Origin of the sequence: Sphingobacterium sp. SGG-5 (assembly GCF_011043525.1) — a bacterium.
GTDB lineage: Bacteria > Bacteroidota > Bacteroidia > Sphingobacteriales > Sphingobacteriaceae > Sphingobacterium.
In genome coordinates this window covers 141,470-164,463 of sequence record NZ_JAAKGO010000002.1, presented here as the reverse complement: position 1 = coordinate 164,463, position 22,994 = coordinate 141,470, and the positions used below count along the sequence as shown (strand labels likewise).

Annotated in this window: 17 protein-coding genes; 13 read left to right on the top strand and 4 right to left on the bottom strand. The window is 43.5% G+C overall.

The window, feature by feature from the left end; genetic code table 11:
• Positions 1 to 21 precede the first annotated feature (21 nt).
• Complete coding sequence (locus tag G5B30_RS03010; protein ID WP_165318488.1) at positions 22 to 684, bottom strand: DUF6266 family protein; 663 nt, start codon at positions 682 to 684, stop codon at positions 22 to 24.
• A gap of 302 nt (positions 685 to 986) precedes the next feature.
• Here G5B30_RS03010 and G5B30_RS03005 point away from each other — a divergent pair, with 302 nt between their 5' ends.
• Positions 987 to 2,132: a methionine aminotransferase gene (locus G5B30_RS03005; protein WP_165318487.1), complete on the top strand. Its 1,146-nt coding sequence runs from the start codon at positions 987 to 989 to the stop codon at positions 2,130 to 2,132.
• Positions 2,133 to 2,252: 120 nt separating this feature from the next.
• A complete protein-coding gene (gene nagB / locus G5B30_RS03000) occupies positions 2,253 to 4,175 on the top strand; it encodes a glucosamine-6-phosphate deaminase (protein ID WP_165318486.1) in 1,923 nt (640 codons plus the stop codon).
• Between the two features lie 183 nt (positions 4,176 to 4,358).
• On the opposite strand, the gene G5B30_RS02995 is transcribed toward nagB, so the two are convergent.
• Positions 4,359 to 5,273 (bottom strand): helix-turn-helix transcriptional regulator, encoded by a 915-nt coding sequence (locus G5B30_RS02995; RefSeq protein WP_165318485.1) that lies wholly within the window; start codon positions 5,271 to 5,273, stop codon positions 4,359 to 4,361.
• Between the two features lie 92 nt (positions 5,274 to 5,365).
• Here G5B30_RS02995 and G5B30_RS02990 point away from each other — a divergent pair, with 92 nt between their 5' ends.
• From G5B30_RS02990 to G5B30_RS02980, 3 genes are all read left to right on the top strand, one after another.
• Positions 5,366 to 7,813: a TonB-dependent receptor gene (locus G5B30_RS02990; protein ID WP_165318484.1), complete on the top strand. Its 2,448-nt coding sequence runs from the start codon at positions 5,366 to 5,368 to the stop codon at positions 7,811 to 7,813.
• Between the two features lie 14 nt (positions 7,814 to 7,827).
• Positions 7,828 to 9,258, top strand: a complete 1,431-nt coding sequence (locus tag G5B30_RS02985; protein ID WP_165318483.1) for a DUF4374 domain-containing protein — start codon at positions 7,828 to 7,830, stop codon at positions 9,256 to 9,258.
• A gap of 79 nt (positions 9,259 to 9,337) precedes the next feature.
• Entirely contained in the window at positions 9,338 to 10,567 is a 1,230-nt protein-coding gene (locus tag G5B30_RS02980; protein WP_165318482.1) for a PepSY-associated TM helix domain-containing protein, read from the top strand.
• 64 nt (positions 10,568 to 10,631) lie between these two features.
• On the opposite strand, the gene G5B30_RS02975 is transcribed toward G5B30_RS02980, so the two are convergent.
• Entirely contained in the window at positions 10,632 to 10,979 is a 348-nt protein-coding gene (locus G5B30_RS02975; protein WP_165318481.1) for a phage holin family protein, read from the bottom strand.
• Positions 10,980 to 11,148: 169 nt separating this feature from the next.
• Here G5B30_RS02975 and kbl point away from each other — a divergent pair, with 169 nt between their 5' ends.
• The gene (kbl, locus tag G5B30_RS02970) at positions 11,149 to 12,336 is read left to right on the top strand and encodes a glycine C-acetyltransferase (protein ID WP_165318480.1); all 1,188 of its coding nucleotides are present in this window, start codon (positions 11,149 to 11,151) and stop codon (positions 12,334 to 12,336) included.
• On the opposite strand, the gene G5B30_RS02965 is transcribed toward kbl, so the two are convergent.
• On the bottom strand, positions 12,329 to 13,294 hold the full coding sequence (locus G5B30_RS02965) for a 2-dehydro-3-deoxygalactonokinase (RefSeq protein ID WP_165318479.1): 966 nt from the start codon (positions 13,292 to 13,294) through the stop codon (positions 12,329 to 12,331). The two genes, kbl and G5B30_RS02965, sit on opposite strands and share 8 nt — an antisense overlap.
• A gap of 118 nt (positions 13,295 to 13,412) precedes the next feature.
• On the opposite strand from G5B30_RS02965, the gene G5B30_RS02960 reads away from it, so the two are divergent.
• From G5B30_RS02960 to G5B30_RS02930, 7 genes are all read left to right on the top strand, one after another.
• Complete coding sequence (locus G5B30_RS02960; RefSeq protein WP_165318478.1) at positions 13,413 to 14,114, top strand: GntR family transcriptional regulator; 702 nt, start codon at positions 13,413 to 13,415, stop codon at positions 14,112 to 14,114.
• Between the two features lie 101 nt (positions 14,115 to 14,215).
• Complete coding sequence (locus tag G5B30_RS02955; RefSeq protein ID WP_165318477.1) at positions 14,216 to 15,466, top strand: MFS transporter; 1,251 nt, start codon at positions 14,216 to 14,218, stop codon at positions 15,464 to 15,466.
• A complete protein-coding gene (locus G5B30_RS02950) occupies positions 15,450 to 16,199 on the top strand; it encodes an SDR family NAD(P)-dependent oxidoreductase (protein WP_165318476.1) in 750 nt (249 codons plus the stop codon). The genes G5B30_RS02955 and G5B30_RS02950 overlap by 17 nt, the downstream gene beginning before the upstream one ends.
• 38 nt (positions 16,200 to 16,237) lie before the next feature.
• Positions 16,238 to 17,428, top strand: a complete 1,191-nt coding sequence (dgoD, locus tag G5B30_RS02945) for a galactonate dehydratase (protein WP_165318475.1) — start codon at positions 16,238 to 16,240, stop codon at positions 17,426 to 17,428.
• Positions 17,418 to 18,071 (top strand): bifunctional 4-hydroxy-2-oxoglutarate aldolase/2-dehydro-3-deoxy-phosphogluconate aldolase, encoded by a 654-nt coding sequence (locus G5B30_RS02940; RefSeq protein ID WP_165318474.1) that lies wholly within the window; start codon positions 17,418 to 17,420, stop codon positions 18,069 to 18,071. The genes dgoD and G5B30_RS02940 overlap by 11 nt, the downstream gene beginning before the upstream one ends.
• Positions 18,072 to 18,123: 52 nt before the next feature.
• On the top strand, positions 18,124 to 19,689 hold the full coding sequence (locus G5B30_RS02935) for a fimbrillin family protein (protein WP_165318473.1): 1,566 nt from the start codon (positions 18,124 to 18,126) through the stop codon (positions 19,687 to 19,689).
• A 41-nt stretch (positions 19,690 to 19,730) separates the two neighbouring features.
• On the top strand, positions 19,731 to 22,988 hold the full coding sequence (locus tag G5B30_RS02930) for a SusC/RagA family TonB-linked outer membrane protein (protein WP_206366991.1): 3,258 nt from the start codon (positions 19,731 to 19,733) through the stop codon (positions 22,986 to 22,988).
• The last annotated feature ends 6 nt before the right edge of the window (positions 22,989 to 22,994 follow it).

The following is a 22,994-nucleotide window of genomic DNA, read 5'->3' as shown; positions in this document are numbered from 1 at the left end:
ATTTTATTATTTCTGGAAACTTTAATAAACCAGCGATCCGAGATACTTGCTGTCGGTACTTCTGTTGCTGCCGTCCTGCGCAAAAAAGAAAATATACACATGGTAGGTGATCGGTTCGTTTCTTTTTCTCAGCGGCACCTCCTGCGTTTTATGGCTTAAAGAATAGTTTATATCATGAGTGAGGCAATGTGCAGTATTGTTGTTGCCCGCCGGGTATAGCAACACCTGAGCATCGTAAGAACGTAAGCTATATTTTCTTGCGAGCTGTTCATCATACGTCCAGTGGAGCTGAAGGACCTCGCGTTCCGAATCGATATCCATCTGATGGGATGTCAGCGGATTGGGAAGCCCTTTAGCAATCCTGAATTTTTCCCAATGGAGCGCATAACCTGCTTCGGTTTTCACCACGGCTTCCTTTAGATTGTACGACATGGCACAGTCATAAGCCCTCTTGGGTGGATTAGCTTGTGCAAACCCCCGTCGGATAAAGGGTAATATGCCACAGATGCTTTCCCGGACAAATTTGAAGCGTGCTCTACTCTCCAGTTGCTCCGGGCTGGGGTTTCGTTTTTTCTTGAGTTGAGGTAAGCCCCGGACATAGTTGCCTTGTTTGGTTTGCACGAAAACGACCGACCCGGCTTTCCCGGATACCGAACCATTTGCACCATTTCTAATGACCGCCATAATTTATCTTTTAGGATTATTCATCGGCAATATACGAAAATGATGCGTAGCAACAAGAGAAAGTATGAGTAGATAGTACAGTTTTTTATCAGTATTTGTTCAGAGATTAAACAGTGTTTATACAGTTATGACTGAACAAGCACTGACTAAGCACTGAACAAGCACTGGAGAAGCACTGTTTAAATAGCAAAATTAAGAACAAAAAGAAAACATGCCGATCTGCTACAATTTTAAGTTATGCGAAGTTGCTTTTTGAATTTTCAGGATAAGTTATTAGACTTGTTGTACAAAACAACCCTGCTATGCCATCCTTCGTTTCAAAACTGCCCGCTACGCCTGTTAGTATTTTTTCCAGAATGAGCCAATTGGCGCACACCCACCAAGCGGTCAACCTCTCGCAGGGCTTCCCTGACTTCGCTGTCGAACCCGAACTTATTAAGCTTGTGACTACATATATGCAGGAGGGGTTTAATCAGTATGCCCCTATGCCTGGCGTATTGGCGCTGCGGGAAAGGATTGCGTATAAATACCAGGCGCTAACCCAAATTGACGTCCATCCCGAAACCGAAATCACCATTACGGCCGGTGGCACGCAGGGGCTTTTTACAGCTATTGGTACGCTGATTCATCCGGGTGACGAAGTTATTATTTTCGAACCGGCCTACGATTCCTACCAGCCCAGTGTGGAAGCCTTTGGTGGTAAGATTGTACCTGTCCGCTTATTTGCACCCGACTTTGAGATCGATTGGGAGGCCGTGCGTGAAAAGATCACGTCCCGCACAAAATTGATTATCATCAATAACCCCAACAATCCTACAGGACGGATTCTGACAAAGGCCGATGTTACAGCTTTAGAAGAATTGGTCGACGCACACGGGCTGTATGTCATCAGCGACGAAGTCTATGAGCACCTCACCTACGACGAGCAAAAGCACCAGAGCATCCTTTATTCGCCGATATTGCGTGAACGTGGCTATGTGGTCGCTTCTTTTGGCAAAGTATTGCATGCCACCGGGTGGAAGATCGGTTATGTGATTGCTTGTGCGCGCCTGACGGAAGAATTTCGAAAAATACATCAGTTTAATGTGTTTTCCGTCAATACACCCATGCAGTGGGCGATAGCCGACTATCTATCGGATGCGGATTACTACACCAACTTAGCTGCCGGCTTTCAGGCCAAGCGGGATTATCTGTCCACCGCCTTACAGCAGACACGGTTCAAAGTGCTGCCCTGTGAAGGCACCTATTTTATGCTATTGGATTATTCCGAGGTTTCGGTACAGGCCGAATTGGATTTTGCGATACACCTGACAGCGAAAGCAAAAGTAGCTATGATCCCGATATCCTCTTTTTATTCGAAGGAGGTCAATCAGAGCCTCCTGCGTATCTGCTTTGCCAAAGAAAAAGTCACTTTAGACCGCGCAGTGGACTGTTTGCTGCATATTTAAAATAACGCAACGGTTTGCGTGTCAAAAATATTATTAAAATTTTTTAATAATCGTATATTTGTCTATTTAGAGCCTTATTTATTTCTAAATTTGTACAAACACTTTTCAATCAATATATAAATGGCAAGATTAAATTTATTAGAAGAAACACGTTTTGAGAAAGTTCCTGTAAAAGTGTATCCGGATCAAAGTGCTGCTTCTATCGATGTTGCGCACCGCATAGCGTCTATCATAGCGGCGAAACAGGCTAAAGGTGAGAAAGCGGTATTGGGCCTGGCTACAGGTGCTACTCCCGTAGGCGTTTACAGAGAACTTGTTCGCCTGCACAAAGAGGAGGGACTAAGCTTCAAAAATGTAGTGACGTTCAATCTGGATGAGTACTATCCGATGCAACCTACAGCGGATCAGAGCTACGTGACATTCATGAAGAAAAACTTGTTTGATCATATTGATATACCTGCCGAAAATATTAATATTCCCGACGGTACGCTGGCACCGGAGGCTATACAGAGCTACTGTGAGGCCTATGAACAAAAGATCTCTGGTCTTGGTGGTCTGGATATACAGGTTTTAGGTATCGGTCGTACCGGACACATCGGATTTAATGAACCGGGATCTGCGCCAAACTCGGGAACGCGTTTGGTTACCTTGGATGACTTGACCCGACGGGATGCCTCACGTGATTTTGGAGGGAAAGAGAATGTGCCGACCAAAGCCATTACCATGGGTGTGGGAACAATCTTCAAGGCGAAGGAAATTGTGTTGATGGCCTGGAATGAGAAGAAAGCCGAAATTGTGAAGAAAGCAGTAGAAGGAGAAATTTCACCTGATATCCCGGCGACCTATCTGCAGCTTTCAGACCACGTCGAGTTTGTCTTAGATCAGGATGCTGCGTCGTTATTGACCCGTTTCGATACACCTTGGCTGGCAAGGGATGTGGTATGGTCAGAAACGTTGACCAAAAAAGCAGTAGTCTGGTTGTCTTTAAAGCTCGATAAGGCTATCTTGAAATTGACCGACGACGATTACAACAATAATGGTATGGCGGAGCTTGTGACCGAACAAGGACCGGCTTATAACATCAATATCAAAATATTTAACGATCTGCAGCGCACCATTACCGGCTGGCCGGGAGGAAAGCCGAATGTGGATGACAGCAATCGCCCTGAACGTGCGGAACCCGCTCGGAAGAATGTGATCCTGTTTTCACCGCATCCAGATGACGATGTGATCTCCATGGGGGGTACGTTTATCCGTTTAGCCGATCAGGGACATAATGTCCATGTCGCTTATCAAACTTCGGGTAATACCGCGGTATGGGAAGATGATGTGTTGCGTTATCTGGAATTTGTGCAGGACTTTGCGGTGGCCATCGATGATGATAAAGGGTTGGTGCGGAATGTGTATAACGAGGCCCGTGAGTTCTTTAAGACCAAGAAACCCAATCAGGTTGATCCCGAGATCATCCGGACTGTTAAAGGATTGATCCGTAAAGGTGAAGCGATTGCGGGAGCTCGTTTTGTAGGCTTGCCGGATGAAAATATACACTTTCAAAACCTGCCTTTTTACGATCGGACTAAATTCGCCAAAGATGTTTCTTTTGAGGATGATATCCAGCAGACCATGGATCTCCTTCGTCATGTAAAGCCACATCAGGTGTTTGCCGCAGGAGATTTTGCAGATCCACATGGCACGCATAAGGTCTGTTTTGACATCATATTGGAAGCTCTTTTGCGTCTGCGTGAGACGGATGAATGGACGAAGGATTGTTGGTTGTGGTTGTACCGGGGTGCATGGCACGAATACCCGATCCATGAGATTGAAATGGCCGTTCCCCTATCTCCGCAGGAAGTAAAACGTAAGCGTCTGGCCATCTTCAAGCACCAGTCGCAGAAGGATGTTCCTGTTTTTCCGGGTGACGATCCACGGGAGTTCTGGGTGCGTGCAGAAGACCGGACGAGTGAGACCGCAGACCTGTATCATAAATTAGGACTTGCCGATTATGAAGCTATAGAGGCTTTTGTGCGGTGGAAATTTGATTAAAGACATCGACCGTCATTTCGACCGAAGGGAGAAAACTATGGATTAATTTTAATCAACTAAAAATTGAAGAATACTTAAACATAGATTTTACTTCGTAGAGCCCTTCGGGGTTCTCGTCATACTTCCTCGAAATGACGGTTTTTATATTCGGTGACCTTTTCGACAGACTTTTTGTGCAAAATGCTATACAGCCGTGATGAAAACCAGATAGTCTATTTCGGTCAATATGTACTCGAGAACAAGGATAAAGATATAACGCAGGGCGTTAGGAATGAACCCAAAGAATTTCTTAAAAGCCGTGGAGAAATGTGTCGAATGCTTGTAACCGGTCATCCGGGCCACGTCGGCTATGCGATGCTCACCCGCCATAATCAGGTTTTTGGCATGTTCCATTTTGATCTCCTTCATATAGGTTTGTACTGTTTTGCCTATATACTGCTTGAAATATTTTTTTAGATACTGTTCATTTGTCCCCACAGCTTTGGCCAGTTCGTGGATCGTGTAGTTCTTGGCCATATCTTTCTCTATCATTTGCCTGGCCAGTTGGACCCTGTCGTAAAGGCTCTTATTGGCCATGATCTCCTCACTGTCATGCTGTGGGTACCAGTCTTCCAGCTGATAGATCAACCCTTTAATAAATAACGATTGTATCCGTAATCGAGCCAGATGATGCGGGGTGTCGGCAAGATTCAGGATTTGTTTAATCACCAGGCTCAGGCGTTGGTCACGCTTCGTCATTGTACGCTCTGTCAACCATCTTGTTTCTTCGCCAGAATTGGTATGGGGTTGTCCCAACATAAAAGAGGGAATAAAAGCGAGGATAATGATGGTGTCCTCACTTAAATTTTTCCATGTACAGGAATATTTTTTTTTGATGGGCTGTAGTATAGTTTCTCCATTACGGATAACGTAAGTGTCATTGTTGATACGATAGGCACTCGCCCCACTGCCCGTTGCATACAATATATTGATAAAGCCATCGATAGGGCTTTTGCAGGACAAAACAGCGTTACCTCTTAAAATGGTGTAATGTATTTCGGACTGGCAGCCTTGCAGGGTTATTTCCGAATGTGTAGCTTTTTTTTCGTCTTGCGTCATTTTCTTGTTTAGAATAATTCTATGTTTGCAGCGTGAAATTTATTTAGACTTGTTCTAAAGAATATTCGAAGATAGGATTTTAATCGGAGATAATGAAACAATTTTACTTGCTGCTGTTACTTTTTGTTTGCTCGGTGTGTGCATACGGGCAGAAGACTTATAGCATTGAGGGGAAGGTACATAAAGAAAGCGGCGAAGCTGTATCACATGTGACTATCAAGATCGAAGGTACATCTTTGGTCGCTATCTCGGATGAAAATGGATTATATGATTTCCCCAACGTACCTTCCGGAAAATATACGCTACTCATTTCTTCCGTAGAGATCCAGTCCAAGCGCCTGCCCATTCATGTCAATAAGAACTATCCGGATCTGCATATCCATATCGACCCCAAAGGAGGTCTAGCGTTGGATGAGGTACGTATACAACGCAATACCGCGAAGCGGGAACTGGAAACCAGCGGCTTTGCGGTTGCGGTCATCGAAACCAAAGAAGCGTCTTTAAGGAATCTGACAACGAATGAATTGCTCGATCGGGCCGTAGGAGTTCGGGTGCGGCAGAATGGAGGAGTAGGATCTCGCGTAGAATATAACTTGAACGGCATGTCAGGGAGTACGGTTGGATTGTTTCTGGACGGGATAGAGGTATCGACCTACGGCTCTTCTTTTAACCTGAGCAATATACCGCCAGCGATGATTGAACGGATTGAGGTATACAAAGGTGTACTTCCTTCACATCTAACGGGGGATTATGTGGGTGGGGCAATCAATGTCGTGCTAAAGAAAGATGCAGCACACAACAATATCACGCTCGCCACATCATATGGTTCTTTTAATACGTTTAATTCGGATATCGGCGCAACCTTCCGAGATAAAAAAAGTGGTCTTTCGGGAAGATTTTCTGGTTTTTATACCTATACGGATAATAGTTACACGACTTGGGGTAGATCGACGACACATGTCAACCATTTACAACAAATAACTCGAGGTTATCGTGCTAAGCGGTTTAATGATGTGTATAAATCTATTGGAGGTAGGTTTGAAGTGGGGTTTACTGATGTAAGCTGGGCAGACCACTTCTTTATAGGCTACAACGCGTCTCACAATTATAACGAAATACCGCATGGGATTACTATGGCAACACCTTATGTAGGTCGTTTTACAGAGACGAATGCTGATGTTTGGAGCCTTAACTACAACAAGAGAGATCTATTCATCCGCGGACTGGCGTTGAATATCAATGCGGTTCGTAGCAGCAGGGGGACATATCTGCAGGATACCGTGGGGTATGCCTACAATTGGGACGGTACCATAAGAGAGGTCATAGAATTTGGAGAGCGGGTTCCACTAAAAACAACCCTTGGAGGGCAACAAGGTGAAAAGACAATGACACAAATTGATAGAGATATTGTCAATACCCGGTCCAATCTTGGCTATACCGTTGCACGAGGGCATCGCATCTCTTTGAATCATAAGTATGAAACAACTGAGCGGGATGACAATGATTTATTTGATCCGGCAAAAAAAGATATGACAATAGTCAGTGTGATTTCCAAGAATATATTTTCTGTTAACTATGAGGGACAAACTTGGAGGGATAAACTTCGATTCAACTTGATGGGTAAGTTTACCACCAATAAAATTGATCAAAGCAAGCCAGAGATTATACGTGTAGAGGGGCAGAATACTCTTGTCAAGCGTGATACGACCATATTCACTAGTAATTTCGGATATGGCGCTACGTTGTCTTATAATCTACTTTCCAATTTCTTTGTCATTACCTCCATGGAGAATGCATTAATTATGCCTAACGAAATGCAGCTGTATGGTGATCCAGAGATTAATATTCTTCCAAATTTAGATTTACAACCCGAAAAAAACATCAACTACAATATAGGTTTTCGATGGACTCCATTGGAATTAGATCAACATAAATTGGCAATTTATAGTAGTTTTTTCTGGCGGAATGGATATGATAAAATTACTCAACAGGCTGTCGATGAAAATCAGATCGAAGAGGAGGCCGATGCTGATATACAAACGACGCGATATGTGAATTTAGGAAAGACTCAGGCTCGTGGTGCAGAGGCAGAGGTGACTTATATATACAATAATAGACTAAATGTTAACTTGAATTTTTCAAAGTTCAATAATCTCTTCAAACAAGAGATAGATGAAGTGGGTAATCCCCATGCTTTTTATAATCAACAAATTCCAAATGAGCCCTTCTTCACGGTCAATCTGAATTCTCAGTATCGGTTTGATAACGTTTTTCAGAAAAAATCTATTATGAATCTATACTATAATGCAGGGTATGTCGGTAAATATTATGTGGTGTGGGGGCAACCGGAATGGTCTCCGACACCAACACAATTTGCGCATGATGTAGGGGCGAGTTATCGTTTCCCTTCTGGAAAACTGGTAGCGAGTGTGGATGTGAAGAATATATTCAACGCTGAAGTTTACGACAACTTTATGATACAAAAGCCCGGGAGGGGGATTTATCTGAAATTGAATTATACCATAAATAAGTTTTTATAATAAATAGTAGTAATATGAAGAAAAATCTATTCAAACCAGTAGCATATGCTATGATTATAGCGAGCGTAACTTTCGCGAGTTGTAAGAAAGACAACCCAGGTACAGACCCTGGTGCTGATGACGGCACACGTTGGATAACCGTTACGGGAGCCTATCCAGATGAAAGTGGTACTGCAGGAAACGGTGGAACCCGTGCTTATGCCATATCTCCAGAAAATGCTGCGGATCCGAACTATGTGATTGATTTATTCAAACAAGATGGTTCGAAATATGTAGTTGGCTTTGGTTTAAAATCAGAACGTACAGCTCGGGTTCAGGCATCGGCTGATGGAAAGTATTTGTATAACATTCAGTATACGGGTACAGAAGGTGGGGTATTTAACAAATATTCAGTATCCGGAGAAGGTCAATATGAAGAAGTGGGATATGAGCTGAATACCGCAGTTATCTTGGGGACTTCCCCCCGTTGGGTAAAAGCAGCTGAAGGTATTGGTGTAGGCGTGTCTTTTGGTGATGCGCGAGATTCATATACGGGTACAGCTCCCGATTATGTGTATCAGCACCCCAAAGGAAAAATCCGTATTGCAAATATTGATTTAAATAGTACCGCAATTACGAATACCGGTTCAATTGATATTGAATTGGACGAGGATTTAGAGGAGCAGGGGTATCATATCTGGCGTGCAGATGTGCCTATATTGAATCAAGCGAAAAATAAACTGTTCATCGGGGTCGGTGTTCGTAAACATGATCTTGAAGCAGATGGGCCTGTAGCGGGACGGGGAGGAGCGCTGTCTTGGCCAACGACCAGCGCATATGAAAGAGATTTGGGTACTGTTACGTATGTGGTAGACTATCCTTCGCTACGGAACCCGAAGATGATTGAATCCACAAAAGCTGTTACAGATAATCTTTCCTATCGTACAATGACACAGTATGTAGGTGATGATGGCCATGTATATCAAGCAGCAACGTCTATGGGTAGCGGACATCAGATCTTGCGTATTAGCAAATCAACAAATGAGTATGACAACAACTATGATTTTAATTTGAATACTGCTCTTGGGATAGACGATGCTGGTATTAGAGCGTGGCGTTATATAGAGGATGGTGTCGGGGTTGTTTTATATACAAGGACAAGCACGGCAGGGGGCTATGTAGCATTGATTAATCTGAACGATAAAACTGCGACTAAGCTCAATATTGAAAATGAAGCAGATGCAGGGTTTTCAGGGCTTACAGCGGATCAAAATGGCGGTGTTGAATTGACAGGTACATTTGGACAGTTTCAAAATATTGGTGTAGTGGGAGATTATGTATACGTACCTATGTCTCCTAACGGTAAAGACGGGAACCTCTATGTAATTGACTGGAAGAACGAAACTGTGAAAAAAGGAGCCAAGTTGAAAAATGCTTCAGGTAGCTTCTATTTAGGGGCTTACTAGTCTAAAAAATCAATCCATCAATCAGATAAGGCGTCTTCGCTTTATCTGATTTTCTATTTGAACAAACGTAGAGAGAATAATGAATCGTTCAAACAATAAGCCATCCACTTGGCCTAAAGTCCGTAAATTCTTAAACGATATCCATCTATGGGGAGGTTTAATCTCGGGCATTGTCGTTTTAATTGTTTGCCTTACAGGTACGATATATGTATACAACACCGAAATACGGGAGGCAGTGCTTTCCGAATTTTATAATGTCAAGCAAGAGGGTGAGAAGATAAACACGGATGATCTGTTGACAAAGGTGAAACCGGAAGTTAAGGGAAAGATCATTGGTGTCAAAATTCCTTTTGCTGAAGATAAAAGTACATTTATTCTATATCGTAAGCCAGCCAAAGATGGCGAGCGGGAGCAGCGCCCACGAGGTCGTGGCCCGCGTGCCAATCAACTGGCTGTCAATCCCTACACCGGTGAGGTCATCGGTGATCCGGGTGAGGTGAAGACAAAGACGGCTGAATTTATGCAGAAAATGTTCGGGCTCCATCGTTGGCTGCTGCTGAATGAGATCGAAGAACCTATTTTCGAAGGAATAGAAAACCGGAAATTAGGTTCCTGGATTACTGGGACAGCAACATTGTTGTTTTTGTTAGGTGTATTGACAGGTATCGTGATCTGGTTCCCTGTGAAGATGCGAGGTTGGAAGAATGGTTTAAAGATCAAGTGGTCGGCCAACTGGAAGCGTATCAACCATGACTTACACAACACGTTGGCCTTTTATAGCTTTATCCTGCTGTTTTTAATGGCTGTTACGGGACCGTTTTGGTCTTTCGAATGGTATAGGGCGGGATGGCAAAAAACCTGGGGTACCTATCAGGACCCTAAAGCACCGAAGGTGGAGAAGTCTAAGCCTGTCTCGGCCGTTATACCGGGCAAAAGTGAGCTGACTGTAGAGGAAACCATTTTAGCAGTCAATACGCTGTTGCCTTATGACGGCGATATCACTCTCAATTTTGCGCAGGATAGTACGGGTACGATTGCAGTAATGAAGAATAGAGTCGGTTTTTTTGCACCATCTGCCGGAGATCGGTTGACGTTGGATCAGTATTCAGGAGAGGTGTTGGATAAGGATATCTTTCGGGAGAAAAGCCTTCGCAATCGAATAGGCTCTTCCATCAAAGCATTGCATATCGGGGATGTGTATGGTCCTTTCACCAAATTCCTGTATTTTTTGGCGAGTATCGTGGCGACCTCCTTGCCGGTGACGGGCGTGTTGATATGGATCAATAAGATGAAGAAAAAGTCAAAATAATAACAATAAAGCCCGCAAGAATACTCTTGACGGGCTTTTACATTAATAGTTATAGTGTATGATTTTAAGACTTTTCGCTTCTCATATTGCTGATAATCATTTCAAGGATAGCTACCACAATAGCAAATAGGGTGGCGTTCCAGAAGCCATTGACATCAAATTTCGTCCCCATAAGTGTATCGGTCAGCATGATCATGAGTACGGTGATAATAAAAGAGATCAGACCGAACGTAAGCCAGTTTAAGGGAAAGGTGAACAATCGAAGTACACCTCCAATAATAGCATTGACCAGACCAATGACCAGACCGGTTATTATCGCCCATCCGAATCCGGCCACCTGTACACCGGGGATGACGAAAGCGGCGATGGCAACGACAAGTCCTGTAAGCAAAAGTGATAGTATAAACCTCATAATGCGTGTGTTTAAATTTTAGTATTCAAAATTGATGCCAAAACATTAAAATCCACCTCCTGGCTGTAAGTGAAAACAGGACAAACGATTTCGTAATCGGGCTTCTTAATTTTATTCTATCTTTGTTTTAATAACAGATCCTAAATTTTTGCTTTTAATTTTTTAAATCATGTATAAAACATTAAAACCAGCATTAGAAAAAGAATTGGCGGCTATACAAGAAGCCGGCCTATATAAGACCGAGCGGGTAATTACGACACCGCAGGGCGCCGATATTAAAGTGAGCACCGGACAGGAAGTTATCAACTTCTGTGCAAACAATTACTTAGGACTTTCTTCTCATCCCAAGGTTATTGAAGCCGCAAAAAAATCTGTTGATAGTCACGGTTATGGCATGTCGTCTGTTCGGTTTATCTGCGGTACGCAAGATATCCACAAGGAATTGGAAGCCAAAATATCGAAGTTCCTCGGCACCGAAGATACGATACTGTATGCAGCGGCTTTTGATGCGAATGGTGGGGTCTTCGAACCTTTATTTGGAGCAGAAGATGCGATCATATCGGACGAATTGAACCATGCTTCCATCATCGATGGCGTGCGGTTGTGTAAAGCACAGCGTTTTCGGTATAAAAACAGTGATATGGAAGATCTGGAAGCACAGTTGAAAGCTGCCTCCGGTGCCCGCCACCGGATTATCGTGACCGATGGTGCCTTTTCCATGGACGGATCAGTAGCCCCACTGGATAAAATCTGTGATCTGGCAGATCGCTATGAGGCTTTGGTCATGATTGATGAATCGCACTGTTCTGGTTTTATCGGTAAGACCGGTCGTGGTACACATGAATTGTTTGGTGTCATGGATCGTGTAGACATTATTACCGGGACGTTGGGAAAAGCACTGGGAGGCGCTTCAGGCGGATTTACCTCGGGACGTAAGGAGATTATCGATATGCTTCGCCAACGTTCGCGCCCTTATTTATTTTCGAATACTTTAGCGCCGGCTATTGTGGGAGCTTCCATCACGGTACTTGATATGTTGAGCGAAACAACAGCGCTACGGGATAAGCTGGAGCAGAATACGACATACTTCCGGGAGAAAATGACTGCGGCTGGATTTGATATCAAACCGGGTTTCCACCCTATTGTGCCGGTGATGTTGTACGACGCTAAATTAGCGCAGGAGTTTGCCGCTAAAATGCTTGCCGAAGGAATCTATGTGATCGGGTTTTATTATCCCGTTGTGCCGAAAGATAAAGCCCGGATCCGGGTGCAGGTCTCTGCGGGACATGAGATCTCGCATTTGGATAAAGCTATTGCTGCTTTTACGAAAGTAGGGAAAGAGCTGGGGGTTATTTAAGCGCTTCCAACTGATTCCAAACACGCTCTAAAATCTTTTTTTGACCATAGATGACGGACTTGTCAACTTGTTCTGGGGGGACAATGGTGCACCGCTGCTGCAATGATAATTCTTGAATGGCTAATGCATAGCTGACGCTTAAGTTGGCATGCGCGCAGAGATAAATTGGGATATTTGAGGCGGTGATATCGCGAAGTTCTGTGCCAATGAGTAGGCCACTTAAAAGACTATAATTCGCACTGCTTTCCATAGCATGGAGAAGCGAGGAAGCCCGGATTGTAAATACATTGTGCAAGAGATTTTCTCTGCTTAACGCCAGCCCCTTCTTAAAGGCTTCTTTGTCCATCGAGGAGGGCTTTACGATATTGTTTTTTAATAGACTATAATTAGACAGTATCTGAAATAGTTCTCCCGTGATATACGTCTTAAAAGAAATGATGTTATTTTCACTGACCCAAATATGTTTGGAGTGTGTACCCGGTAAAATAAAGAGCGCTTCCGTGCTGTGGTTATAACTTAGGAGACCTAACAGTTGCGTTTCTTCGCCGCGCATGACATCGTTCGTACTGCATAAACCGGAAAGTAATAGCACATCATGGCCAAATTTGGAGTTATGCGGTATAATGTCGTATTGAAGGCTGCTGCCATCACATACAAAGGGAAGAGGAGCGTATGGAAGCTCTCGTATTCCAATAGAAGAGGTGGCCATACCCGATATGACTACAGGAATAGTTTTGTCGTTATACATATCCGGTATGACGAGGTAGGGACGTAGAAAATTTAAGAAGTAATCTTCCCGGACTATATTGTCTTTTTCGCTTTTAAACAAATCGAAAACATAGCTACAGCCGTAGTGATTGCTTCGTTCATGTAACACAGAAATCGAATTATCGGTAATTTCAACAAGCCGAACTCTCAAGGAACTTGTTCCCCAATCCACACTAAAAAAACGCATCATAATAAGTAAGTCAGAAAAACAAAGATAAATATTGTATATAATATACAAAATGAATTTTGTAAAATTGCCTACAGAATTGTAACTTACACATATCATAGAAAAAATGTACACTAGCCATATGAGACATTCAGCACAGGGAAATTCGACTCCGCTTTCCAATACAACCTATTCGAAAGTTAGAGAACAGTTGCGCAACGATATATTGTCGAATTATTTTGCCCCAGGCACGCGACTTAAAATTCTGGATCTCGTCAAATTGTATAATGTGAGCCAGATGCCTATCCGTGAAGCTTTACAACAACTGCAAGGCGAAGGGTTAGTGGTCATCGAACAACATAAAGGAGCTTATGTCCGTCATATCGATAAGAAGTTTGTATCGAATATATATGACGTACGACGTGTTATCGAAGTATTTTTAACGATGGAAAGCATGCGTTCTGTTACCGATGACGTTCTGAAGAGGTTATGGAAAATACAGGCCGGTTGCGAAAAGGCTGCAAAAAAAGGAAACCTGGACCAGTTATTAAAATATAATACAGACTTTCATGGCACACTTTATAAGCTTGCCGATAATGAGGAGGCATTTCATTTGGTGGAAGGACATTGGCAGCTTATCAATAGCTTGAGGATGTCTTTCGGTTTTGGCGTAACCCGTGCCGAAGAAATTATAGCCGAACACGAGCAGATACTGAAGGCTCTTGAAAACCGCGATGAAAAAGCCCTTGAGAAAGCAGCAAATCTACATTGCTTACACGCGAAGGAAGATGTTCTATTGCAAATGGATTTGATAGAACAAAAGAAAATGACGCGGGCAAAGTAGGAATGGGCAGACAGGAAATCTAAATAAATTTATCTTTTTATTTTGTATATTGTATATAATATATTATTTTTGATGTATAAACAATTGTAAACTATTGATTCATGTCTCAGTCGACAAAAAAATTTAATTGGGAATTTATTGTATTGCTGTGGTTTGCTTTTTTCTTTAATCAGGCGGATCGGCAGGTATTTAATATCGCTTTACCTGCGGTGCGGGATGATTTAGGATTGAATGACGTGCAGTTGGGGCTAATAGCCTCCGCCTTTATATTGGCGATAGGTGTCTTTGTGCCTATTGCTGGATATGTGGGTGACCGTTTTAGTAAAAAGACGGTTATTCTGTTGAGTTTATTAATCTGGAGTAGTGCGACATTTTTTACAGGTTTTTCGGGCGGTTTTTTGATTCTCATTATTCTACGGTCAATTGTTGGAGGGAGTGAGGCTTTTTATGCACCTGCTGCCAATGCGTTGATTGGCGAGAAGTTTAAATCAAACTTAGGTCATGCTATGGCTATTCACCAGACGGCGTTGTATGCGGGTATTATCGGAAGCGGTATCATAGGCGGGTATCTCACGGAGCATTATGGATGGCGAATGGTATTCTATATTTTTGGGGGCATAGGTATTGTGCTTTTTATCCTCATGTTTTTGCGGCTCGAAGATGGCGTAGCCCGAAGTAAGGAGCAAAAGGTTACTCTATTGGACGGTATTAAAAATTTGGCGGCCAACAGAACAGCTGTTTTATTGACGTCGGCGTTTACGTGTATGGTCTTTGTGAACGTGGGTTATCTCACGTGGACTTCAACCTTTCTGCACGAGAAGTTTGATCTCGGCCTGACAGAAGCAGGGTTTTCTTCTATGTTTTATCATCATGCTTTTGCCTTTGTAGGAGTCATGGTGGCTGGTAAGCTATCAGACAGGCTCGCTGGTAAGAATGCCGGAGGGCGATTGAAAATTCAGGCCTGGGCACTGTTATTAGGGGCACCTTTTATATTTTTAATGGGATTAGGTACAGACCTGCCTGTTGTATATGTAGGCTTAAGCATATTTGGGTTGTTTAGAGGGATGTATGATTCAAACATTTATGCTTCGCTTTTTTCGGTGGTTGATGAAAAGATACGAGCTTCGGTGGCATCTGCAATGATTATGTGTTCTTATATCATCGGTTCATTGGCCCCTGTCGTGCTGGCTTATTTTAAGGTGGGATTTGGACTGACTAACGGATTGGCGTCGCTCTCCCTTTTTTATGTATTAGGCAGCGTACTGATATTTATTGCTTTGAAGTTTACGTTCAAAAAAGATAGAAATGTTGCCTTGGAAATAATGAAGAATCGCGATGAGTTTGAAAAATAAAATAGCCCTCGTAACGGGCGCAGGCAAAGGCCTGGGAAAAGGAATTGCGCTGGAATTGGCAAGTCAAGGAGCGGATATTATCATCAATGATCTGCAATATGGTGAAAGCGTTGAAGCGTTGGAAAAGCAAATTCAGGATTTGGGCTGCAAGTCTTGGTTTATAGCGACCGACATCACCCGGGAGGATGCGGTAAAGCGCATGTTTTCGTTTATACAAAATGAAATAGGTCGACTTGATATACTCGTCAACAATGCGGGTGTAGATAGGCCACAGGACATTTTTTCTACTTCGTTGGAAGATTGGAATTTTGTGATGCAAACCAACATAACGGGGTGTTTTTTGTGTTCAAAATACGCTTTACTGATTATGCGGGATCAGCAGCAAGGTAAGATTGTCAATGTGAGCTCTGTAGTAGGGCATCAGGGCGCTTTAAAAGGGCATGTGCATTATGCCTCTTCGAAAAGTGGCCTGTTTGGGCTGACGAAAACGCTTGCACGGACAGCTGCTGCATTTGGCGTGAATGTCAACGCTGTGGCACCGGGAGTGATAGAAACGGAGCTCTCGCTAAAAACACATGGTGAGTCGGGCATGGAAACGCTGAGAAAAGGTATACCCTTAGGATTGGGAAATGTCAAAGATGTAGGAATGGCTGTAGCATTTTTGTGCAGTGACGGAGCGCGTTATATCACAGGTACAACGTTAGACGTAAATGGAGGACTTTACTTCCGATAATTTTTAGATAGCGACAAATTATATACAATATATTATATATGAAGGTTACAAAAATAGAGACATTTATCAGTGACGTGTATAGAACCAATTGGGTTTTTGTGAAGGTACATACAGATTCGGGGCTGTATGGCGTCGGTGAGGCGACGTTGGAACATCAGGAACTGACGGTTGAGGCCGCGGTTCTTGAACTGAACCGTCATTTAGTAGGAAAAGATCCGCACAATATAGAGGCGTTCTTTCACGACACACTGCGAAACTCGTATTGGCGAGGTGGTCCGGTATTGATGAGTGCCATGGCTGGTGTGGAAATGGCATTGTGGGATATTAAAGGGAAGGATCTGGGGGTGCCTATCTATCAGCTGTTAGGCGGGAAGGTGCGTGACAAGGTGCCCTGTTATGCTAATGGTTGGTTTGCGCCGGCAAAGACACCGGATGAATTCGCAGCTAAGGCCAAGGAGACCGTGAAGAAAGGTTATAAAGGCTTGAAGTGGGATCCTTTTGGATCGGCCTATCTGACGCTGACAAAGGAAGAGTTCAATCTTGCTATTGATTGCATTGCGGCGGTAAAGGATGCGGTAGGCCATGAAATGGAGATTTTAATCGAGGGGCACGGAAGGTTTAATTTACCTACTGCACTTAAGGTTGCACATGCTATCGAAGATTTTGGTGTACTATGGTTTGAGGAGCCGTTGCCCCCTGAGAATTTGGAAGGGTTGGCTCAACTGAAGAAAAGGACGAAAGTGCCTATAGCCGCTGGAGAACGTTTGTATGGCCGTATGGATTACCGCTCATTTTTTAACTTGGAGTGTGCAGATTTTGCACAACCTGACGTTAGCCACTCGGGCGGGATCATGGAAACGCGGAAGATTGCCGCCATGGCGGAATGTCATCATCTTCCTGTATGCCCGCATAATCCCATTGGGCCAATAGCAAATGCAGCTACGTTACAATTAGCGGCGTGTACACCAAATTTTTATCTACTGGAAACGATGAGTGCGGATGTACCTTATCGTCATGAACTGACTACGGAGCAGGTTTTGTTTAAGGATGGTTTTATGGAGATTGGGGATGCACCGGGGCTGGGTATCGATATCAAAACAGAAAACTGTAAAAAATATCCGTATCAGCCACATGATTTGCGTCATTACAATGGTAAACTTACGGAAATCAGACCGGCAGATGCAAAAGATTCTTTTCAGCAAAATTCATATGCAAGCAATGAGCAATAATAGGAATAGTTTTAATCGTGCCCTATTCGATCAGCTTCCGGTAGTAGGGATATTGCGTGATGTGAGCTTAGAGGATGCCATGATGATCTTGCCTTTGTTTATCGAGGCCGGGTTTACGACTGTTGAGGTGCCGATTAATTCTGAAGGGGCAGAAAAGTTGATTCAGCACTTGGCGCAGCATTTTGGTGAAAAATTAAATATCGGAGCAGGTACCGTCATTGATCTATCGGATCTGGACAGAGCACTTGCAGCTGGGTCGGGTTTTATCGTTACGCCGGTAGTCGATGAACAAGTGATCGAAAGTTGTGTCGATAAAGGGATATCTGTTTTTCCAGGGGCACTCACGCCTACAGAAATTGTGAAAGCTTGGAAATTGGGCGCTACTATGGTCAAGGTATTTCCGGCGGATGAAATGGGACCTCGCTATATTAAAGCATTGAAGGCTCCCCTAAAACATATAAAATTATTACCCACAGGGGGAATTTCTGTCGAAAATGCCAATGATTATTTTCTTGCAGGTGCTGAGGGTATCGGTGTGTCGACGGGATTATTCAAATCGGAGTTGATCAGAAATAAAGACTGGCAGGGGCTTCGGGAGCATTTACTTTCATTTCGTCGAATTATCGGGGACAGGAGATTATAGGGTAATCACCGTAATAACCACAATTATAAACAAACAAAAAAATGATACTATTATGAAAGGAAAAACAATTTTTACAATGTTTATTCTTGCTTTGTCAATGATGGGCTGTAAAAAAAACTCGGACAATAATAATAGTCTGGAATTTGACACGCTTAACGTAAACTTTGGGAGTGACCTGGACGACAGGTCATGGAATGAGGGTGATGAGATCGGCATTTACAGTTTGTGTACACGTGATAACGTACAGGACATCGGGATGAGCGTAAACGAAAATGCGAAATATGTAGCAAGGGTAGAAGGTGGCGAGGTTTATTTTACAAATGCATCGGATGATGACCAGATTATTGCAACGGCAGATGATCATAATTTCCGATTTTACGCTTACTTTCCATATGCTGACGCAAGCAGTGATATTTCGACAGTAGGCGTACAAGTGCCGAAGAAGCAATTCCATGCTGCGGGTGTGGGAAATTATGGATTGTATGTCGCGAGCAAATCGGTAACAAGCGTTGTGCCAACGGTTGACTTAGATTTCAAGGGTGTATTTAGCATCGTTGAGCTTTATCTGCCCAATGATATCCTTGATGAAGATGGTAACTCTGTCATTCAATCATTGACATTGAAGGCCGCTGTTGCTGATAATTTTAGTGGTGTGTTGGCTGATGGAGGTATATATAATTTGGAGACAGGTGTATTTACCAGTAATACCAGCCTCCAAGCCAACGAAGTAGAGTTGGATTTTGGAGAAACAGGGATTATTCTTTCCGATGCATTTACAAAAGTATCATTGGCGGTAGCGCCCTTTATGGTGCCAATAGGCGGGATGGATGTTGTGATCCGTGATTTATCGGGGGATGAGACAACGATCAATATTCTTGGAAGTGAAGATGACGAAGGAACAACACTTGCTGGGGGGGAGGTTTTGACGCAATATCTAAGTCGAGATAATGACGGCATTATTCCGGTGAATTTTCCGGTTGTCTTCCCTCTTGGAAAAACAAATGATGTACCTAACTTTACGGCGTCAACTCAACCTCGGTGGGTTAGTGAGGGAATATGGACGTGTCCTTCTCAGACACAGGCTTATGCCCAATGGAATAAGGTTTCGGACCCGTCTACAACGGCAACTCAAATTTTAGAGTCTGTAAACTCGGGCGATATTAGCAGTCCGGGTATTAAGGGGATTTGGACGGGCGATTATTTTGAATTTGTTCTGCCTGTGAAAAAATTTGAGGCCGGCACAGCTGTGACCGTTAAATTCCCGATGTACACGCGTCAGGGGCCTGTATTCTGGAATATCGAATATCTCGATGGGGAGGTGTGGAAATCGAATAAAACCAATGTGACGTGTTATGATCCAGCTTACACGCGTGAAGCGACGTTCTCTCTAATCCGTGGCGGAAAGGTTATTGAACATACCATGGTATTTACTGAAGCGATCCAAAGTGGATATGTCAAGATTCGAATCGTATGTGCAGATGGGACGATTCAGGCTGATACGGATACTAAGGTTGCTGTACGTAGTACACCGTGGACCAGCGGTGGCAATTATGGGGCTCCGTTTTATCTCTATCTTGCGGGATCCGAGGTAACGAGTGTTTCTTTTTCCATGAATTGAGTAGGTAGTAGTACATAAAAGATTGCCAAAAATAAAGCTTTATGAAGAGATTTAAATATCCATTATTGTTGATTTTCTGTCTGTTATCCATACAGGTAGTATGGTCACAACAAATGAACAGAATTAGAGGAAAAGTTACCGATGATGATCGGAATCCGCTTAGTGGAGCCTCTGTAAAAGTACAAAACGATACTCGTGTTGTAAACACGGATACGGCGGGGGAGTTTGAGATTGCGTGTGGGCCCGACGATATACTGGTTGTTAGTTATATTGGCTATGACGAGCAACAAGTTGCTGTTCGAGGTCGATCCTTTTTGGAAGTGACGATGATTAGGCAATCGAATGTTCTTGAAGATGTCGTTGTCGTTGGTTACGGTACGCAAAAGCGAACAAATGTGACAGGGGCGGTAACCTCTGTAAACTACAGTGAACAAGCGGCGTCTCGGCCGATTACAACAACAGCAGGTGCTCTTGCGGGCCTGAGTCCGGGTTTGGCTGTACAACAGCCATCTGGAAGACCTGGAAGTGAGGGGGTATTGCTGCGTGTGCGTGGTGTCGGAACGCTCAATAATTCAGCGCCACTGGTGATTGTGGATGGTTTTGAGACGACAATAGGAAATGTCAATCCGGATGATATCGAAAGCATGTCAATACTGCGGGACGCTGCTTCAAGTGCCATCTATGGAAACAGGGCTGCAAATGGCGTTATCTTAATTACAACGAAGTCCGGTGCTTCAAAACCTACAGTTTCTTTTAACAGTATCGTTTCTTTGAATAACCCCCAGAATTATGTAGACCTTGTATCAAATTATGCAGATTATATGTCGCTGATCAACGAATCAGCTGAAAATATTGATGTGGCTCTTCCATTTTCGCAAGCCATGATTGATCTTTGGCGAGAAAAGGAAAAGGACCCGAACGGGATTGCAGACTCGGGATACCCCAATTACGTCGCCTATCCAAACACCGATTGGATGGATGCCTTTTTCAATGATGAAATTTATCAGCGGCATGCCCTTTCTGTGTCTGGTTCATCCGGAGGTACCAGTTACCTGACGTCTGTCTCGTATATCGATAATCCTGGTATTATGATGAATTCGGGCATGAAAAAAGTAATGTTGCGTGCCAATGTATCCTCTAAAGTCAACAATTGGCTGGAAGTCGGAGCCAAACTGTGGGGGTACGAAAATTCCTTACAGATGAATGATCTGGATAATGCTTTTAGTTTTATGACGCGCGGCGTTCCCGGTATTTATCCCTATTATGATGGAAAGTATGGGTGGACAGAAAATCCTGAACAGAGTTCCAATTCGCGTAACAATCTTTATTTTGCAGATCGGGTAGACGGGTTGGATAGAACGTTTTATACCAACTCCACGCTATTTGCCGATGTGACACTGCCGTATTCATTGAAGTATAATGTGTCGTTAAACTATATCAGACAGAATGGGGGCTATAAGTTTAATACGCGTACGCTAGATGCTTTTTCTTTCCGAACAGGAGATTGGGCTTATTATTACCAAGACCTGGAAAAATTGCTGCTTCGGGTACGTAATGATAATTCCCGCCGTTGGACGGCACAGAGCACACTCTCTTGGAATCGTACCTTTGCACAAAAACATGATATTTCGGCTTTATTGGGCTTTGAAGCTTTATATGCCAACAGCGATAATTCTTTTGTAGAGAAAAATGGCTTTCTGAGTGATAAGCTTGTGGAACTCAACACCGTAAGTAATATGGTCGCTATTGAGGGGTCGCAGACGGATTTTGCTACACAGTCGTTTTTTGGACGGATGCAGTATGCTTACGACAACCGCTATCTATTGGAGATGAATCTCCGCTACGATGGTTCATCGCGTTTTGCACGACAATCACGTTGGGGTGTATTTCCATCGGTATCTGCTGGCTGGCGCATTGATCAGGAGTCATTTATGGAGGGCTCTAAAATCGACAACCTCAAATTACGCGGATCTTGGGGAAAACTTGGTAATCACAGTATAGGGAATTACGACTACCAGGCAACATATGCTTCTGGAACAGCTTACTCCTTTGGCGGTGCCCAGGCACCGGGCCTGATCGCTTCGCTATCCAACAACCTCCTGGAATGGGAAACGACAACGATGTCTAACATAGGTGTCGAATTGGGGATATTAAATAATCGTCTTAGTTTCGAAACAGACTTCTATAACAAAGTGACGGATGGTATCTTGTTTCGCGCGCCGGTGTATGCGACAGTCGGGGTTAAATCGCCGCCTTATCAAAATATTGCCGAAGTGACGAACAAGGGTATGGAGTTTACACTTGGATGGCGTGACAAAATCAAAGACTTTAGTTACGGCGTGTCTGCCAACTTTACACGAAACTACAATCAGGTTAGCAAATACCAAGGAGCACTTAAGGCTGGCTGGGTGATGGATGAAAATGGGTTAAGAACGTACGAAACGAACATAGGCGATGTGGCGACGGTAGTTGGCAACGAACGCCGTACTATGGAAGGCAAATTGATCAATGAGTATTATCTGCTGAATACGTACTCCGGCGACCAATCTTATTTCTTCAATGACGGATCTGTCAACCCGAATGGTGGTCCTCAGGATGGTATGATCCGGACGGAGGATGATATGCAGTGGTTACAGGCGATGGTCGATGCGGGCAGCATATTTTTACCAAATAGGAATATCAACAAGAAAGGCGTTTGGTATGGAGATTATATTTATGATGATGTAAATGGCGATGGCGTCTACGGTGATCCGAATGACTATACATTCCAAAATGTAGCGATGACACCTAAATATACCTACGGTTTTCAGCTGAATATGGCATGGAAGGGTATCAGTCTGTCGACACTATGGGCAGGTGCAGGTGGCCATTCGGTTTATTATAGGTTTCCGGGAATTAATGCCTATTCGACGCGGGCTGATCTGACAATACCACAAGAGATTGCCTATGATCACTACTTTTACGATCCGTTAAACCCTAACGATCCCCGCACGAATGTGACATCACAACATGGCCGTCTGACCATGAACTATGGTTCAGAACAAAATGGCGGTTCAAATTATTCCAATCTATGGCTTTACAAGGCAAACTATCTTAAGTTGAAGAATCTGACTCTCGGGTATACGATACCGAAAAGGTGGATTGGACAGATCGGTTTCCAGGATGTACGGCTGTATGTTAGTGGTGAGAACCTGCTCACATTCACCAAGTTTCCGGGAATGGATCCTGAGTTTACAGAAACATTACAGTTCTATTCTAATTTGAGTCAATACTCCATCGGCCTTAATATTAAACTATAAAGTATT